This is a genomic window from Lysobacter sp. 5GHs7-4 (assembly GCF_021284765.1).
Lineage (GTDB): Bacteria > Pseudomonadota > Gammaproteobacteria > Xanthomonadales > Xanthomonadaceae > Lysobacter.
In genome coordinates this window covers 4,629,536-4,645,988 of record NZ_CP089924.1, presented here as the reverse complement: position 1 = coordinate 4,645,988, position 16,453 = coordinate 4,629,536, and the positions used below count along the sequence as shown (strand labels likewise).

The window sequence follows — 16,453 nt, the reverse complement described above, 5'->3', positions numbered from 1 at the left end:
TTGCTGTTGTTTCGCTTCTTCTGACCGAAGGTCAAAGGCTTCCGCCTGCTGCGCATGCGGGTCACTTTCTCTTGCTGACCCAAGAGAAAGTAACCAAAGAGAAGGGTCTGAGCCCAGAGCTCCCGTGTGGCTTCGGTTCTGGCGCGGGGATTTTTCGATAAGACATCCTTGTCTTATCGAAAAACGGCGCGCGTCCTGCGCGCCGCCCTTCGGGTCTGGGAATGGTCGTGTGGCTTCGGTTCTATGGACTTCAATGCCGGAGCAAACTCAGCGGCAACGGCAACGGCAACGGCAACGGCAACGGCAACGGCAACGGCAACAGCAACGGCAACGGCAACGCCATCGCCATCGCCATCGCCATCGCCATCGCCATCGCCATCGCCATCGCCATCGCCATCGCCAAGGCGGCATTGGCGGGGTCGTGGCGGTGATAGGTCGGGTGGCTTATGCGTACGGCTTTCCTTTGGTTCGCGCCTTAGCGCCCGCCTGCCCGCAGCCGGGTCGGATCGGACAGTCCGGCCCGCCTGAACATTTCTCCGACATTCCCGCTCGCCTTCGCGGCTATCATCGCGCGCATGCTCAATTCGACCCGCTCCCGCGACACCTGGCTGTTCTGGATCATCGCCCTGCTGGTGCTGGGCGCAGGTTTGGGGCTGCGCGATCCTTGGCCGGCCGACGAGCCGCGGTTCGCGCTGGTCGCCCGGCAGATGGTCGAGAGCGGGGACTGGTTGTTCCCGCATCGCGGGATCGAGTTGTATTCGGACAAGCCGCCGTTGTTCATGTGGCTGCAGGCCGCGGCTTACACCGTGTTTCGCGACTGGCGGGTGGCGTTTCTGCTGCCTTCGCTGCTGGCCGCGTTGGGCACGCTGTGGTGCGTGGTCGATCTGGGCCGGCGCCTGTGGACGCGCAAGGTCGGGCTGTATGCGGGTTGGGCGCTGCTGTTCGCGTTCCAGTTCACCTGGCAGTCGAAGAAGGCGCAGATCGATCCGTTGGTGGTGTTCTGGATCACCTTGGCCAACTACGGCCTGTTGCGGCACGTGCTGAGCTGGCGCAAGGACGGCTGTGGCGATTGGAAGATGTGGACGCTGGGCTGGGCGGCCGCGGGACTGGGCACGATCAGCAAGGGCGTCGGCGCGATCGCGTTGTTGATGCTGCTGCCGGCCGGCATCGCCGCGCTGCGCGGTTGGCGCGTGCGCGTGCAGGTCGCGAATCCGAAGTTCTGGCTGGGTCCGCTCGCGTTCGTGGCCGCGGCCTGCGTGTGGCTGGTGCCGATGGTGATCGCCGCGACGGGCAACGGTTCGCCCGAGTACCGCGCCTACATGGACGACATCCTGCTGCGCCAGACCGCCAAGCGCTACGGCGCGTCGTGGGACCACGGGCAGCCGCCGTGGTACTTCGTCGAGGTCGTGCTGACCATGTGGTTGCCGACCATGCTGGCGCTGCCCTGGGCGATTCCGGCCTGGCGCCGCCGCCTGCGCCGCCGCGATCCGCGTTATCTGCTGCCGTTGGCGTGGTGGGCGCTGGTGCTGGTGTTCTTCAGCCTGCCCAACGGCAAGCGCGACATGTACATCCTGCCGGCGCTGCCGATGGTGTGCCTGGCCTTGGCGCCGCTGCTGCCGGGCATCGTGCGCAAGCTGTGGGCGCGGCGCATCGCGGCCGGTTTCAGCTGGCTGTTCGCGCTGGGCGTGTTGGGCCTGGGCGCGGCGATGTGGTTCGGCGATCCAGGCTTCGAGCGCAAGCTGGTCGCTGAGCGCGGCATCGCCGAAGGCGCGCGCGCGATGGCGGCCAGCCTGATGGCGGTCGGTGTGTGGGGATTGGCGAGCCTGTTGTGGTTCGGTCCACGGCGTCCGCTGGCGGCGATGGCGTCGCTGTTGACCGGCCTGTGGGTGGGGTTCGGATTGCTGATGGCGCCGCTGATCAACGACTCCTCGTCCGCGCGTGGACTGATGGCCCAGGTCGGCCGCGAGATCGGCCCGCAGGCGGAGCTGGCGCTGGTCGCCTGGCGCGAGCAGAACCTGCTGATGGCCGACCGTCCGGCGACGACCTTCGGCTTCAAGCTCGACTTCAAGGAGCAGATGCGCCGCGGTCTGGTCTGGCAGGCGCAGAACCCCGGCAATCGTTGGCTGCTGGTGCAGGACGTGGCGCTGGCCGATTGCATCGACGCGCGGCACAGCATCCATATGGGCAATGCGAACCGCCGCGGCTGGACGCTGGTGCCGGGTGCGGCGGCCGCGGCGTGCGGGTCGGGGCCGGTGCGGATAGAGGCTGCCGGCGATGAGGTGCAGCAGGACGAGTAGGGCGGAGAGCAAATTCCCCTTAATCCCATTTTTCAAAGGGGGAGATGCAACGCTGGCAAGGGCGGATTCGTGAGCGTGTCGGCCGCTCTATAGCCCCCTTTGAAAAAGGGGGGGCGGGCGCCTGCGCAGCAGGCGACGGGGGATTTGCTTTTTGCTCTTGCTGCCGCCTCAGCCGCGCAAATCAGGCAGCGGCCGCGCGGCGAACTCGGCCAAGTGCGGCTCCAACCCGACCAGCGCGCGCACCCGTCCGCTGGCCTTGGCCTCCGCCAGCAGCGCGTCGTTGGGGCTGTCGCCGTCGTCGTGGCGCTCGCGGTGGTACAGATGCGTGGCCAGGCCGGCGAAGCGCAGCGAGCGCCGTTCCAGGCCGGCATGGAAGGCGCGCACGGCCAGGTCCTTGTCTTCGCGGCCCCAGCCTTCGTAGCGCTCGTCGAAACCGTTCAGCGCGACCAGGTCGTCGCGCCACCAGCCCTGGTTGCAGGTCTTGATCGCGGCGGTGCTTTGCCCGCGCGTGCCGCGTAGCGACAACGCCGCCAGCGCGGGAATGCGCAGGGTGTGGCGGCGGCGGGTCAGGCCGCGGTCGAAGAAGCCCAGCGCCTGGGTTTCGCCGGACAGCAGACGGTCGCGGCCGACTTCGTCGGTGAGCACGCGCTGGCCCTGCACGAAACTGCCGCGCTGGGCCGCGTGCAGATGGTCGGCGACGAAGCGCGGGTGCGCGACCATGTCGCCGTCCAGCAGCAGCACGTAGTCGCCGGAGGTGGCGGCGATCGCGCGGTTGCGCGCCAGGGCGACACGGAAGCCGAGGTCTTCCTGCCAGCTGTGGCGCAGCGGCACCGGATAGTCGCGCGCGATCCGCGCGATCAACGCGCGCGTGGGCTCGCGCGAGCCGTCGTCGGCCACCACCACCTCGAACGGCAGCCGGCGCTGGCGCGCGAGCGCGCGCAAGGCCAGGTCCAGGGCCTCGGGCCAGTTGTAAGTGGTGATGACCACGCTCGCGCGTGGGGCAATGGAGGCGTTCATGGTTCGGACGTGGTGACGCGCTGACCGTTCTGCAACATCCACAGCATGATGGTTTTCTGACGTACGTAGTTGGCGCGCACGTAGGCGTAGACCAGGCCGTGCCAGCCGTCGAGGAAGCCGCCGCGCAGCACGTAGCCGCGCCAGAAGCGCCAGGCCGGCGCCAGCACCAGCTTGCCCAGGGTGGCGCGCTTGCCGCGCGCGTGGTCGTGTTCGGCCATCATGCGCGCGTAGCGCTGGGTCTTGGCCAGTTGCTGTTCCAGCGAACGGTAAGGGTAGTGGATCAGGTCGCCCGGCAGGGTACGCACGGGGCCGTCGACGCTGGCGGCCTCGTGCACCTCGCGCTGGCCGCGCCAGCCGCCGCGGCGGCGGTCGAACAGGCGCAGCACGCGGTCGGGATAGGCGTTGCCGTGGCGCAGGAACTTGCCGAAGTACTCCGACAGGCGGGCGAAGCGGTAGCCGGCCGCGGCGTCGAAACCGGCCGCCTGCTCGGCCTGGATCGCCACACGCAGCGCCTCGTCGACGCGTTCGTCGGCGTCCAGGCACAGCACCCAGTCGTGCGCGGCCTGTTCGATCGCGAACTGCTTCTGGCTGCGGAAGCCGTCGAACGGCCGTTGCAGCACGCGCGCGCCGGCCGCGCGCGCGATCTCGACGGTGGCGTCGGTGGAATAGGAGTCCACCACCACGATCTCGTCGCAAAACGCCAGCGAGGCCACGCAGTCGCCGATGCGGTCGGCCTCGTTGAAGGCGATGATGCAGGCCGAAAGCTGGCAAGATGCCTGCGCCGCGCGCGCTTGCGCGCCCGCGGCGGCCACGTTCGATTCAGTCCGGGATGCGTTGATGGCGGATTACCTGTTGTTCGCGAGCGAGCGCTATGCGCTGCCCATCCTGCAACCGCTGGCCGATGCGCTGCAAGCGCAGGGGCACGCGGTGCACGCCTGGTTGGTCGACGGCGCGGCCGGCGCGCGCCTGCCGGCGCCGGTGCGCAGCGTCGGCCTGCACGAGGCGGTGGCGCTGAAGCCGCGCGCCGTGTTCAGCGCCGCCAACTGGGTGCCGCCCTTCGTCGCCGGGGCCAAGGTGCAGCTGTTCCACGGCTTCAACGTCGAAAAGCGCGAAGACGCGCGCGGCCATTTCCGCGTGCGCGGCCTGTTCGACCTGTACTGCACGCAGGGGCCGGCCACCACCGCGCCGTTCCGTACCCTGGCCGCCGAAGCCGGCCATTTCGCCGTGGTCGAGACCGGTTGGCCCAAGCTGGACCCGCTGTTCCGCGACGACGACGGCAGCGCCGCGCGCCTGCGCCGGCGCGCCGGCCGGCGGCCGGTGGTGCTGTTCGCCTCGACCTTCACCGAGCGCCTGAGCGCGGCCCCGCACCTGTACGAGGCGATCGCGCAGGAGATCCGCCGCGGCGAGCGCTACTGGCTGCTGACCCTGCACCCGAAATGCCCGCCGGACCTGTTCGAGCGTTACCGCAAGCTGGCCGGTCCCAATGCCGACTTCGTCGAGACCGAGCAACTGATCGCGGCCCAGCGCGCGGCCGAGGTGCTGGTCGCCGACACCACCTCGGTGGTCTCGGAGTTCGTGGTCCAGCGCAAACCGGTGGTGACGTTCCGCAACCGCGCGCCGAAGGCGCACATGATCGACTTCCATGAGCCGGCCGAGCTGCCGGCGATGCTGGAACAGGCCTTCACGCCCACGCCGGAGCTACAGGCTTCGCTGGATGCCTACGCCGATGCGATCCATCCGTACCGCGACGGGCGTTCGTCGGAACGCGTGATCGCGGCCACCGAGGACTTGATCGAAGGCCGCCTGGGCCGGCTTGGGCCCAAGCCGTTCTCGGCGCGTCTGCGCGCGCTGCAGATTCGCCGCGAGTTGGGATATTGGGGGCGTGGCTGAGCGATTCAGCCGCTGCGATATGCGGTGCCTCATCGCGGCTTACGCCGCTCCCACAGAGGGCCAGATAGTCAGAAAGCCCGAGAGTCAGTAAGCAGGGCCGCGCTTCGCGCTACCAGCGCAGCTTGCGCGTCGCCAGCGTCGCCGACAGGCTGCGGTACAAGGCTTCGGCCTCGGCCAGCGGCAGGTAGCGGATGCGCAGCGGCGGCGCCAGCGCGCCGGCGCCGGCAGTGTCCAGCCATAGCGTCGCGGTGCCGCAGCGGCGGTCGACCGGATTGCGCACCAGCTGCAAGGCCTGCAGCTTGTCGACCTCGGCGAAGCGCCAGTAGCGCTTCCACCAACCTTCGCGCACGGCGATCAGCTCCGGGTTGAGCGCATAGCCCATGCGGTGCGCGCGCTGGCGCGCCTTGTACGCCGCCCACGGCAGCCACAGCAGCGCCAGCAGGCCCCAGGCGCCGAAACGGAAGCACAACAGGCCGACGATCGCGGCCAGCCACGGCAGGCCCGGCACGAACAGCCGCCACCAGCTCGCCATCGGCAGCGCGCGCCAGTCCAGCCGCGACCAGCCGGCCCGCGGCAGCAGATGCTCGATCAGCGACTCGCACTGCGCGGGCGTCGCCAGCGGCGCCAGCTCGCGCAATGCGCGTTCCTGTTCCTGCTCGTTGCCGACCGCGGTTTCGATCTCCAGCGTGCGCCGGCGCAGCAGCCGGTGCATCGGGCCTTCGCGCAGCGTCCAGGCCTGGATGCGGCGGCGCGAGGCGCTGGTGCGCCAGCGCGCCAGCAGGCCGCGCTCCACCGTCAGCCGGCGTCCGTGTTCGGTCAGGCGGAAGCCGTAGTACTGCAGCAGGGCCAGCAGCATCGACAGCAGCCGCACCAGGCCCACGAACACGCCGACCAGCACCAGCGCGCCCAGCAGGTACTGGACGACGCCGAAGTGGTGTTCGCTGGTCCAGCCGAACAGCGACAGCACCAGCGCGCGCAGTTGTCCGGCCATGCCGTCGGGCACCAGCTCGCGGCTGTAGGGCATGAATGCGGCGACGCCGGCGCCGACCACGAACATGCCGCGGTTGTTGACCACGCCCAGGCGCAGCACCTCGCCCAGCGACATGCTCAGCAGCGGCGCCGCGGCGGCGTCCTCGGCGGCCTGGCCGGTGGTTTCGGCCGCGCCGCGGCGACGCACCAGCGCCTCCAGCGCCAGCGCGTCGGACAGCTTGAGCACGCGCATCTCGGCTTCGGGCTTGTTGCCGCCGGCCGATTCCAGCCGCACCTCGGCCACGCCGAACACGCGGTGCAGCGCCGACTGGCGCAGCGCGACGTTGTGGATGCGCGCGAACGGAATCACCCGCAGGCTGCGCTCGAACAGGCCGCTGCGCACCACCAGACTGTCGTCGGTGGCGCCGTAGCGATAGGTGAAGTACTGCCACAGCGACAGCACCACCAGCGCGCCGACCGCGAGCAGCGACCACAGCTCGTTGCGGTCGCCGCGCCCGGCCACCACCAGGATGATCAGCGGAAAGATGAACTGGCGCAGCTGCGCCAGCAGCACGAACAGCCACGACATCGGATGCAGGCGGCGTTCGGCGCTGGCCGCCTCGCTGGCGGTCGGCGCGGCGCTCGGCGCCTCGTCGCCGGCGCCGCCGGTCGGGTCAGGATTCGTCATCGACGTCGATCTGCCGGCCCAGACGGTCGCGCAGGCGCTGCGCGTCCTGCGCATCCAGGTGCGGCACGTTGACCGAGCTGTGGCGGGTGCCGGCGGTGTGCACCACCAGGGTCGCCAGCTGGCGACGGCGCTGCCAGGGGCCGTGCTTGAGGTCCAGGTGCTGCACGCGCGTGATCGGCACGCGCGTCTCGCGCTGCCACAGACGACCGCGGCGCACCGCCAGCCCGTGCGCGTCCAGGCGCCAGTAGCAATGCTTGAACTGCTTGCTGCCGATCCAGATGCCCAACGCCACGCCGAGCAGCGCGCCGGTCGCGCCGGCCGCGATGCCCGCGGCCACGCCCAGCCACACCGTCACCGACACCACGGCCACCAGGCCGAACAGCACGCCCAGCGAGATCGCGGTGTCGAGCACGAACAAGGGGCGTGCGCGCGGCGGCAGCGCCTGCCACGGTGTTTCGGCGGCGGGCGTCGGCTCCGCGTCTGAGGTGGCTACGGGCTCGTGCGGGCTGGCGTTCATTCGATCGGCAACTCCAGGGCGTTGTAGTCCTGAACCCAGTCGCGACGCGCGCTGTAAGCCTTCAGGCGCGTGCGTGCGCGCTGCGAGGTTTGCGCTGCGCCGTCGGCGTCGAACTTGGCGATCGCACGCTTCTGGAAGTCGACCGCTTCGTCGAACTTGCCGTTGGCCGCGTAGACCGCCGCGACGGTATCCAGCTCGGAGCCGGACAGCGTGTCGGCTTGCTCGATCATGCGCTGAGCCAGCGCCAGCGCGCGCGCCGGATCGCGCTGCTCCGGGATCGGGCACACCGCCAGGTTCCATATCCGATTGTTGCGTGCCTTCGCGGCGCCGGCGTCCTCGGCGCGCGCGACCCATTCGTCGGCCTGGCGGCAGTCGCGCTTCAGACCGGCCGCGCCGTTGAAGTACAGATCGGACAGCATGCCCATCGCCGGGGCCTGGCCGCTTTCGGCCGAACGCCGAATGTGCGGCAAGGCCTTGATCAGACGTTCGGCTGGAATCGGCTTGCCTTTGGTCATGTGGCTGCGGTCCAGCAATTCGCCGAGCACCACGAACGCCGCGGTCGCGTTGCCGCCTTCGCTGGCCTGCTCCAGCAGCTTCATGCCGCGCACCTTGTCCTGCACCACCCATGCCGACGGCTGCCCGGAATAGAGCATCGCGCCCAGCCCCAGCTGCGCCAGCGAGTCGCCGTCCTCGGCCTTGCGCTCCAGCGCCAGCTGACGGGTCTTGTAGGGGGCCAGGTAGTTGGGCCAGCGATCGTTGAGGCTGGCGCGCAAACCCGAATCGTCCTGCAGCGGCTGTCCCAGGCTGGCCAGCGCCGGCGCCTCGGTGTCGTCGCCGAGCAATTGCGCCAGGATGGCCTGCGCCATGTCTTCCTCGCTCATGCCCGCCTGCGTGGCGGCCTCCAGCACTCCCGCCGATTCGTCGGGGACCAGGGACTCCGGCATCACTTTCCAGTCGCCGTCCGCGCGTACGAATTCAGGGCCGAACTGATAGTTCGCGCCGGTCGGCGGCCCCAGTTCGCCCACCGCGCGGTCGGTGCCGATCAGGGTGACGTGGCTCAGGGCCGGCAGCGACTCGCCTTTGTCCGGCGCCACCACGCCGCACCAGCCGCGGCTGAAGCACAGCCGCGCTATGCCTGGGCCGTCCAGCGCGGTCAGTTGCGCGTCGGTCTGGCTCGCGCGCAGCGCATAGACCAGCGTGCGGTCGGCGATCGGAATGCGCCGCATCTGGTCGGCGGACGCGGCGCGCGCCGCATCGCGCAGGAACAGGTAATGGCGCAGCGTCGACGGCGCGACCAGCGTCGCGCTGACGGGGTCGTCCTTGCTGCTGGTCTGCGCGTACCGGTCCCAGGCCTGGCTCACCGCGTTCATCTCGGCCAGCTCGTCGGCCGCCATTGCCGGCGCGGCCAACAGCGCCAAACACAACACCCAACCACGCATCCATCGTCCCCTTAGATTTGATTCGGCCGTGCGCGGCGGCATCGCGCACGTCGGCGTGCGCGCGCGTCGCGATCGTCGGCTCAGCGGTTCCAGTACGGGTTTTCCTCGCCCGAACCCGGCGGTCGCAGCGTATAGCGTTTGTAGGTCCACTGGTATTGCGCCGGATCGCGCCGCGCGATGCGTTCGACGCTGGCGTTGAGCGCGGCGGTGGCCACCGCCAGATCCTCGTCGCCGATGTCCGCCGGCGCCGGTTCGATGTGCAGCGCGAAGCCCGGCGCACCGTCGTGGCTGTCGATGCGTTCGCAGTACGCGAACAGCACCGTCGCGCCGGTGCGGCCGGCCAGGCGGCTCAGCAGGGTCATGGTCAGCGCCGGCACGCCGAAGAACGGCGCGAACTCGCCGTCGCCGGCCTTGGGCTGCTGGTCGGGCAGGATGCCGGTCACGCCGCCGGCGTTGAGCAGCTTCCACAGCTGGCGCACCGCCGGCCCTTCGGCGCGGATCTGGGTGACCCGGTCGGGCGCGTCGGCGCGGACCAGGTTCAAGAAGGCCTCGCCGATCTTCGACTCCGGCGGCCGGTACAGGATCGCCAGCGGCGTGCGCGCGGCCAGCCACTGGTTCAGCAGCTCCCAGTTGCCGTAGTGCGGCGCGGCCACGATCACCCCGCGCCCGGCCGCGATCGCGGCATCGAACAGCTCGGTGCCGTGGGTCTCGCGCAGCAGGGCCAGGTTCTCCTGGTGCGGACGCGTCCACAGGCGCAGGGTTTCCAGGATCTGGCGGCCGGTGGTACGCAGGATCGCCCGGTGCCACTGCTCGCGCTGCGCCGGCAGCAGCTCCGGGTAGGCCAGGGCCAGGTTGATCCGGGTCACCCGGCTCTCGCGCCCGTCGCGCCAGCGCCAGGCGGCGGCGACCGCATCGCCCAGGCGCAGCAGCCAGGACCAGGGCAGGCGCGCGAGCGCGGAGGCGAGCAGGTAGAGCAGGCGGGCGACGAAACGGGTCATCGCATCAGTCTAGCCGGCGCGGGCGGACCGCCCGGTGCGCGGTCTGGCCGCACGCGACGGGCCGGGTGCGCCGGCCGGCCCGCGCCCGTCGGCCACGCTAGTGAAACCGCCGCCCTCGGGCGACACTGTCCGGCCCGTCGCCGGACCCCCACCCGTGCTCAGCCTGATCCAGCGTGTGACCCAAGCCGCCGTCACCGTCGACGGCCAGACCGTGGGCGCGATCGGCCCCGGCCTGCTGGCCCTGGTCGGGGTCGAACCCGGCGACGGCGAGGCACAAATCGTGCGCATGACCGAACGCCTGTTGGGCTACCGGGTGTTCGCCGACGAGGCCGGGCGCATGAACCGCGGCCTGGCCGACACCGGCGGCGGCCTGCTGCTGGTCAGCCAGTTCACCCTGGCCGCCGATACCCGCAGCGGCATGCGCCCGGGCTTCAGCACCGCGGCCGCGCCGGATCTGGCTGAACCGATATTCAACCGGCTGGTCGCGGCCTGTCGCGCCGGCCACGCCGGGGGGGTGGAAACCGGGCGCTTCGGTGCCCATATGGTGATCAGCCTGGTCAACGATGGCCCGGTCACCTTCCTGCTCCGGTCCTAGACCGGGCCCTAGCCGGCCCGGCCTGCTATACTGGAACGTTCCCTAGACCTACAAGCGCGGGTGGCGCAGCCCATGGCCAACGAACGACAGCCCCCTCCGTCCGATATCAAGCTCCTGATCAGCAAGGGTTTGGAGCAGGGCTATCTGACCTATGCCGAGGTCAACGATCACCTGCCGGACGACCTGGTCGACGCCGAGCAGATCGAAGACATCATCGGCATGATCAACGGCATGGGCATCGAGGTGCACGAAGTTGCGCCCGACGCCGAGACCCTGCTGCTTGCCGACGGCAACACCGGTAACCGCGAAGTCGACGACACCGCCGCCGAAGAAGCTGCGGCCGCGCTGACCGCGCTCGACGGCGAAGGCGGCCGCACCACCGACCCCGTGCGCATGTACATGCGCGAGATGGGCACGGTCGAGCTGCTGACCCGCGAGGGCGAAATCGCGATCGCCAAGCGCATCGAGGAGGGCCTGAACCAGGTCCAGGCCTCGCTCGCTTCGTTCCCGGCGACGATCCAGCTGATCCTGGAAGATTACGAACTGCACAAGGCCGGCAAGAAGCGCCTGGCCGAGATCGTGGTCGGCTTCAACGACCACCTCGACGAAGAGCCCGAGCCGCCGGCGCCGCCGGTGGTGGCCGCCGAGGTCGAGGAAGGCGACGAGGACGAGGAAGAGACCAGCGAGGAAGAGGCCGAGGAGACCGTCAGCGGTCCCGATCCGGTCGAGGTCGCCAACCGCATGGAGGCCATGGCCGCCGACTACGCCAAGTTCCAGAAGGCGTACGCCAAGAACGGCGTGGGCCACAAGACCGTGCTGAAGGCGCGCGAGGACATGGCGGCGGTGTTCGTCACCCTCAAGCTGCCGCTGGCCCTGACCGATTCGCTGGTGCGCAACCTGCGCGACGTGGTCGGCAAGATCAAGGACCACGAGCGCAAGATCCTCGACCTGTCCACGCGCGTGGCCAAGATGCCGCGCAAGGACTTCATCCGCGCCTGGGAAGGCAACCAGACCAATCTGGAGTGGGTGGACGAGCTGCTCAAGCGCAAGCAGAAGTGGTCCTCGGGCCTGCGCGACGTCAAGGATCAGGTCATCGCCGAGCAGGAGGCGACCATCGCCATCGAGCAGGCCTCGTTCCTGACCCTGGCCGACATCAAGGAAATCAGCCGTGCGATGGCCTATGGCGAAGCCAAGGCGCGCAAGGCCAAGAAGGAGATGGTCGAGGCCAACCTGCGCCTGGTGATCTCCATCGCCAAGAAGTACACCAACCGCGGTCTGCAGTTCCTGGATCTGATCCAGGAAGGCAACATCGGTTTGATGAAGGCGGTCGACAAGTTCGAGTTCCGCCGCGGCTTCAAGTTCTCGACCTACGCCACCTGGTGGATCCGTCAGGCCATCACCCGTTCGATCGCCGATCAGGCCCGCACCATCCGTATCCCGGTGCACATGATCGAAACGATCAACAAGCTCAACCGCATCAGCCGCCAGATGCTGCAGCAGTACGGCCGCGAAGCGACTCCGGAAGAGCTGGCGAAGGAAATGGACATGCCGGAGGACAAGATCCGGAAGGTCATGAAGATCGCCAAGGAGCCCATCTCGATGGAGACTCCGATCGGCGACGACGAGGACTCGCATCTGGGCGATTTCATCGAGGACACCAACGTGGAGTCCCCGGTCGAAGCCACCACCAACATCAACCTCTCCGAGACGGTCCGCGACGTGCTCGCCGGCCTGACCCCGAGGGAGGCCAAGGTGCTGCGCATGCGTTTCGGCATCGACATGAACACCGACCACACCCTTGAGGAAGTCGGCAAGCAGTTCGATGTCACCCGCGAGCGCATCCGTCAGATCGAAGCCAAGGCGCTGCGCAAGCTGCGTCACCCGAGCCGTTCGGAACAGCTGCGCAGCTTCCTCGACATCGATTGAGGTCTGCCGCCGGCAGCGTGACGAAAAAGCCCCGCGAATGCGGGGCTTTTTCTTTTGCGCGTCGCCTGCGTCGTAGATGTGGGTTCGCTATCGCGGCTTACGCCGCTCCCGCAGACAGCAACGTGGTGCGCCTCGGCTTTCTGTGGGAGCGGCGTGAGCCGCGATTTCCCCCAGCCGCTCGCGCTCAACCCACGTCGTAGAAGAACTGCTCGTGCACGATCTTGCCGTCCTTGACCCGGTAGACGCAGATCTCCTTCATGTCGATGCGGCCCATGCCCTTCATGGTCACGTCCAGGCCCATGGACACGCTGAACCAGTTCTCGGCGATCAGCGGGTCGCTGACGCTGACGCCGTGGTAGGCCTCGATGCTTTCGGCAAACCTGCGGCCCTTCTCGCGGATCGCGTCCATGCCGTGCGCGTCGCCCATGCCGTCCGGCGCGCCCGCGGGCTCGACGCTGACGGCGTTGTCGGCGTACAACTCGTTCTGGGCCTGATCGAACTCGCCCTTGCGGCACAGCTCGACCAGGCGTTGCGCGACTTGCTCGGTGTTCATGCGGTCTCTCCTTGGTGGGAACCGGCAGCCTACTCCTGCGCTGCTGACAGCGTGTTGTCAGGGGTGGTGCCTGCGGTTCACCGCGGACGCAGCAACTCCAGCGTGTCGTAGCACGCGCCCATGGTGTGGTAGTCGGTCTTGCCGGCCGGGCTTTTCTCGTCGCCGTACTTGCGGTTCTGGCGGTCGAGGATGCGGAACCAGGCGCCGTGCCGGTGATCGACGAAGTGCTCCCAGCTGTAGACCCACAGGCGCTGGTACCAGTCCCAGTAACGCGCCTCGCCGGTGCGCTGCGCCAGCCGCGCGGCGGCGGCCAGCGATTCGGCCTGGACCCAGAAGTACTTGTCGTCGTCGCAGACCGCGCCGTCCGGGCCGAAGCCGTAGCTCAAGCCGCCATGGGTCTCGTCCCAGGCGTGGGCGACGGCGGCGTCGAACAGCTGCTGCGCCACCGGCAGCAGCCAGTCCACCGGCGCGCCGCGTTCCTGCGCGTGCTGGTCCAGGATCAGCAGCAGCTTGGCCCATTCGGTCTGGTGCCCGGGCTGGAAGCCCCAGGGCCGGAACAGGTGCTTGGGGTCGTCGCGGTGGTAGTCCCAGTCGATGTTCCAGTCGCGATCGTAGTGCTCCCACACCAGACCGTCGGCCAGCGCCGCCTGGCGCCGCGTCATCTGGCTGGCCAGGGTGCGCGCCCGGTAGTAGTAGCGCGACTCGCCGGTGGCCTCGTAGGCCGCGATCAGCGCCTCGCACAGGTGCATGTTGCTGTTCTGGCCGCGGTAGTCGGAAAAGCGCCAGCTCGCGTCGGCCTCGTCGCGGTACAGCCCGGCGTCTTCGTCCCAGAACCAGGTTTCCAGCAGCTGCCAGGTCTCGTCCAGCCAAGGCGCGGCTTCCTCGATGCCGCCCTTGAGCGCGCTGGCGTAGGCCAGCATCACGAAGGCGACGCCGTAGGCGTGGTTCGTGCGGTCCTCGGCCACGCCGTCGCGCAGGGTCCAGGCGTAGCCGCCGCTGACCGGATCGCGATGGACCTGGCGCAGGTAGCGCAGGCCATGGCGCGCAGCCTCGCGGTACTCGTCCAGGTCGAACTCGCGCGCGGCCATGGCGTAGTTGAAGACGAAGCGCGTGCTGCTGACCAGGTGCCGGTGCGAGCGGTCGTAGACGCTGCCGTCGTCGCGGAAGTAGTGGAAGTAGCCGCCGGCCGGATCGATCGCGCGCGGGTGGTAAAACGCCATGGTGTCGGCGATGTGCGCGCGCAGGAAGGCCGGGTCGCGGAAGTCCGGCGGGGCGACTTCGGGCAGCGGTGCGTCGTCACGACTCATGGGGTGGCTCCGTCAGGGCTGCTCGTCCATGAGCGACTCTACTTCCGAACGCGGCGGCATGGCAGCGAATGCGCCGTGGCGCGTGGTCGCCAGCGCGCCGGTCGCGGCGGCGTAACGCAACGCGTCCAGAAACGCCTCGTCGTGCTCCAGGAAGGTCGCGAAGTCGGCGGCCTGCACGTCCAGCGTCGCCAGACGGTGCAGCCAACCGCCAACGAAGGCATCGCCGGCCGCCGTGGTGTCGGTGGGCAGCACCTCGAAGGTCGGCAGACGGCCCTGGCGCGTGCGCGTGTACCAGCGGATCGGCTCGGCGCCGTCGGTGACCAGCACGCAGGTCGCGTAGCCGTGCCACAGGCGCTGCAGGGCCGCGGTTTCGCCGCCCAGCGGTTCGGCCAGGAAGTCGAACTCCGAGCGGCTGAGCTTGATCGTGTCGGCTTCCAGCAGCGCGCGCCACACCGTCGGCTGCGGGTCGAAGGCGTCGGCCCACAGCGCCGGTCGCAGGTTGAGGTCCATGCTGACCAGCGCGCCTGCGTGGCGCGCGCGCTGCATGCCCGACAGGGTGGCGTTGGCGATGCCGGCCTCGGTCAGGCTGTTGGAGCAGACGTGGAAGGCCAGTGCGTCGGTGAAGCAATGTTCGTGGTAGTGCTCGGCGCGGAACAGCAGGTCCGCCGCGGGCGGGCGGTAGAAACTGAAACTGCGCTCGCCGTGCGCGTCCAGCGACACGAACGCCAGCGCGGTCTTGGCGCCGGCGGTGCGCACGGTATGGCGCACGTCCACGCCGGCGTCGCGCAGCTGCTCGTAGAGGAAGTCGCCGAACATGTCCTCGCCCAGCATGCCGACGAAGCGTGCCTGTCCGCCTAGGCGCGCGATCGCCGCGGCGACGTTGGCCGGCGCGCCGCCCGCGTATTCGACGAACCGGCGCGGCTCGCCCGGCCGCTGCGGCGGACGCGCGAGGAAATCGATCAGCGCCTCGCCGAAACACACGATGGCCTGGCGTTGCATCCGTGCCATCAGCGCGTGGCCCTCGCGGGCGATACCGCGTTGAACGCGTCGTGGCGCAGGCTGCGGGCGTTCATGCGGCGTCTCCGGGTGGTGCCGATACGGTATCGCTGCTGGCGCGCACTTGCAGGCGCACCGGCGCGACGGTGCGTTCGGGTGCCGCGTCGGTGTTGTGCAAGCGCTGCAGGATCAGTTCGGCGGCCTGGCGGCCGCGCGCGCGCGGGTCCACCGCGATCGTGCTCAGCGGCGGCGCGCTGACCTGCGCTTCGGGGATGTCGTCGAACCCGACCACCGCGAAATCGTGGCCGGCACGGCGGCCGCGCGCGCTCAAGCCGTTGATCAGGCCCAGCGCGACCGCGTCGTTGTAGCAGACCGCCGCGGTCGGCGCGGGATCGCGCGCGAACAGCGCGCCGGTCTGGCCGGCCGCCTCCAGGCGCGTGGGCGCGCACTCGATCAGCCATTGCGGTTCCGGCGTCAGCCCCGCGGCGGTCATCGCCAGGCGATAGCCTTCGCGGCGTTCCCGGCAGGAGCTGGAATCGCGATGACCGCCGAAGAACGCGATACGGCGATGGCCGCGTTCGAGCAGGTGTTCGGTGGCCAGCTGCGCGCCGCGCCGGTTGTCCAGCGACAGGAAGTCCCAATCGGTGTCCAGCTCGCGGTTGAACACCAGCACCGGCGTGCGCGTGCCGACCAGCGCATGCAGGCGCGCGCCGTCGCTGCCTTCGGCCGGCGACAGGATGATGCCGGCGGGGTCGTGTTCCAGCAGCGAGTTCAGCACCGCCTGCTGGCGCTCCACCGATTCGCCGGTGCTGCCCAGCAAGGTCACGTAACCGGCGGTCGCCAGCGACTCGTCGACGCCGGCGGCGAATTCGGCGAAGAAGGGGTTGGACAGATCGTTTATCACCAGCGCCACGCCCGAGGACACCTTGCGCCGCAGATTGGCCGCGCCGCGGTGATAGACGTAGTTTTGTCGCTTGAGTTCGGCTTCCACGCGCTCGCGCGTGCGCACGTTCACCAGCGGGCTGCCGCGCAGCACCAGCGACACGGTCGCGCGCGAAACGCCGCAACCTTTGGCGATATCGGTTAGGGTCACTCGGCCTGGAGCGGCGCGGGTGGGCTTCATCGGATGGCGACCGGATCGGGCAGGGCGGGGTGCATTAGTTTAGATCGTTCTAAATGTGATGCATGCTGCGCTTCCGGCCACATCCTTGCATTCTGCGGTGCAGCATGCGGCCATCAAAACTGCGTGTTAGTTTGCCGA

15 protein-coding genes are annotated in these 16,453 nt (G+C 69.3%); 5 read left to right on the top strand and 10 right to left on the bottom strand.

Annotated features, from left to right (window positions below):
* Positions 1-221 precede the first annotated feature (221 nt).
* Positions 222-431, top strand: coding sequence for a hypothetical protein (locus tag LVB77_RS20975; protein ID WP_232908131.1), 210 nt, complete (start codon positions 222-224; stop codon positions 429-431).
* A gap of 144 nt (positions 432-575) precedes the next feature.
* Positions 576-2,297, top strand: coding sequence for a glycosyltransferase family 39 protein (locus LVB77_RS20970; RefSeq protein WP_343226213.1), 1,722 nt, complete (start codon positions 576-578; stop codon positions 2,295-2,297).
* Positions 2,298-2,465: 168 nt separating this feature from the next.
* Here LVB77_RS20970 and LVB77_RS20965 read toward each other — a convergent pair whose 3' ends face one another.
* A complete protein-coding gene (locus LVB77_RS20965; RefSeq protein WP_232908130.1) occupies positions 2,466-3,314 on the bottom strand; it encodes a glycosyltransferase family 2 protein in 849 nt (282 codons plus the stop codon).
* The gene (locus LVB77_RS20960) at positions 3,311-4,126 is read right to left on the bottom strand and encodes a glycosyltransferase family 2 protein (RefSeq protein ID WP_232908129.1); all 816 of its coding nucleotides are present in this window, start codon (positions 4,124-4,126) and stop codon (positions 3,311-3,313) included. Before LVB77_RS20960 ends, LVB77_RS20965 begins: the two co-directional genes overlap by 4 nt.
* Positions 4,127-4,148: 22 nt before the next feature.
* Here LVB77_RS20960 and LVB77_RS20955 point away from each other — a divergent pair, with 22 nt between their 5' ends.
* Positions 4,149-5,204: a CDP-glycerol glycerophosphotransferase family protein gene (locus LVB77_RS20955; RefSeq protein ID WP_232908128.1), complete on the top strand. Its 1,056-nt coding sequence runs from the start codon at positions 4,149-4,151 to the stop codon at positions 5,202-5,204.
* A 109-nt stretch (positions 5,205-5,313) separates the two neighbouring features.
* On the opposite strand, the gene LVB77_RS20950 is transcribed toward LVB77_RS20955, so the two are convergent.
* From LVB77_RS20950 to LVB77_RS20935, 4 genes are all read right to left on the bottom strand, one after another.
* A complete protein-coding gene (locus LVB77_RS20950; protein WP_232910393.1) occupies positions 5,314-6,762 on the bottom strand; it encodes a PH domain-containing protein in 1,449 nt (482 codons plus the stop codon).
* A gap of 85 nt (positions 6,763-6,847) precedes the next feature.
* Entirely contained in the window at positions 6,848-7,378 is a 531-nt protein-coding gene (locus tag LVB77_RS20945; protein ID WP_232908127.1) for a PH domain-containing protein, read from the bottom strand.
* Positions 7,375-8,817, bottom strand: a complete 1,443-nt coding sequence (locus LVB77_RS20940) for a tetratricopeptide repeat protein (protein WP_232908126.1) — start codon at positions 8,815-8,817, stop codon at positions 7,375-7,377. The genes LVB77_RS20945 and LVB77_RS20940 overlap by 4 nt, the downstream gene beginning before the upstream one ends.
* 80 nt (positions 8,818-8,897) lie before the next feature.
* Positions 8,898-9,815, bottom strand: coding sequence for a lauroyl acyltransferase (locus LVB77_RS20935; protein WP_232908125.1), 918 nt, complete (start codon positions 9,813-9,815; stop codon positions 8,898-8,900).
* A 154-nt stretch (positions 9,816-9,969) separates the two neighbouring features.
* Here LVB77_RS20935 and dtd point away from each other — a divergent pair, with 154 nt between their 5' ends.
* Complete coding sequence (gene dtd / locus LVB77_RS20930; RefSeq protein ID WP_232908124.1) at positions 9,970-10,410, top strand: D-aminoacyl-tRNA deacylase; 441 nt, start codon at positions 9,970-9,972, stop codon at positions 10,408-10,410.
* A 72-nt stretch (positions 10,411-10,482) separates the two neighbouring features.
* Positions 10,483-12,336 (top strand): RNA polymerase sigma factor RpoD, encoded by a 1,854-nt coding sequence (gene rpoD, locus LVB77_RS20925; RefSeq protein ID WP_232908123.1) that lies wholly within the window; start codon positions 10,483-10,485, stop codon positions 12,334-12,336.
* A 184-nt stretch (positions 12,337-12,520) separates the two neighbouring features.
* Here rpoD and LVB77_RS20920 read toward each other — a convergent pair whose 3' ends face one another.
* From LVB77_RS20920 to LVB77_RS20905, 4 genes are all read right to left on the bottom strand, one after another.
* Entirely contained in the window at positions 12,521-12,889 is a 369-nt protein-coding gene (locus LVB77_RS20920) for a nuclear transport factor 2 family protein (RefSeq protein WP_232908122.1), read from the bottom strand.
* Positions 12,890-12,966: 77 nt separating this feature from the next.
* Positions 12,967-14,109 (bottom strand): AGE family epimerase/isomerase, encoded by a 1,143-nt coding sequence (locus LVB77_RS20915; RefSeq protein WP_232910391.1) that lies wholly within the window; start codon positions 14,107-14,109, stop codon positions 12,967-12,969.
* 99 nt (positions 14,110-14,208) lie between these two features.
* Entirely contained in the window at positions 14,209-15,204 is a 996-nt protein-coding gene (locus tag LVB77_RS20910) for a carbohydrate kinase (protein WP_232908121.1), read from the bottom strand.
* Between the two features lie 61 nt (positions 15,205-15,265).
* Positions 15,266-16,315: a LacI family DNA-binding transcriptional regulator gene (locus LVB77_RS20905; RefSeq protein ID WP_232908120.1), complete on the bottom strand. Its 1,050-nt coding sequence runs from the start codon at positions 16,313-16,315 to the stop codon at positions 15,266-15,268.
* Positions 16,316-16,453: the final 138 nt, after the last annotated feature.

What these genes read in the sequence shown, in the direction of transcription:
- LVB77_RS20945 (WP_232908127.1), bottom strand. Translation starts at nt 7,378, where the DNA reads ATGAACGCCAGCCCGCACGAGCCCGTAGCCACCTCAGACGCGGAGCCG.
- LVB77_RS20965 (WP_232908130.1), bottom strand. Translation starts at nt 3,314, where the DNA reads ATGAACGCCTCCATTGCCCCACGCGCGAGCGTGGTCATCACCACTTAC.
- LVB77_RS20935 (WP_232908125.1), bottom strand. Translation starts at nt 9,815, where the DNA reads ATGACCCGTTTCGTCGCCCGCCTGCTCTACCTGCTCGCCTCCGCGCTC.
- LVB77_RS20905 (WP_232908120.1), bottom strand. Translation starts at nt 16,315, where the DNA reads ATGAAGCCCACCCGCGCCGCTCCAGGCCGAGTGACCCTAACCGATATC.
- rpoD (WP_232908123.1), top strand. Translation starts at nt 10,483, where the DNA reads ATGGCCAACGAACGACAGCCCCCTCCGTCCGATATCAAGCTCCTGATC.
- LVB77_RS20915 (WP_232910391.1), bottom strand. Translation starts at nt 14,109, where the DNA reads ATGGCGTTTTACCACCCGCGCGCGATCGATCCGGCCGGCGGCTACTTC.
- LVB77_RS20975 (WP_232908131.1), top strand. Translation starts at nt 222, where the DNA reads ATGGTCGTGTGGCTTCGGTTCTATGGACTTCAATGCCGGAGCAAACTC.
- LVB77_RS20920 (WP_232908122.1), bottom strand. Translation starts at nt 12,889, where the DNA reads ATGAACACCGAGCAAGTCGCGCAACGCCTGGTCGAGCTGTGCCGCAAG.
- LVB77_RS20940 (WP_232908126.1), bottom strand. Translation starts at nt 8,817, where the DNA reads ATGCGTGGTTGGGTGTTGTGTTTGGCGCTGTTGGCCGCGCCGGCAATG.
- LVB77_RS20910 (WP_232908121.1), bottom strand. Translation starts at nt 15,204, where the DNA reads ATGGCACGGATGCAACGCCAGGCCATCGTGTGTTTCGGCGAGGCGCTG.
- LVB77_RS20970 (WP_343226213.1), top strand. Translation starts at nt 576, where the DNA reads ATGCTCAATTCGACCCGCTCCCGCGACACCTGGCTGTTCTGGATCATC.
- LVB77_RS20950 (WP_232910393.1), bottom strand. Translation starts at nt 6,762, where the DNA reads ATGTCGTGGCTGTTCGTGCTGCTGGCGCAGCTGCGCCAGTTCATCTTT.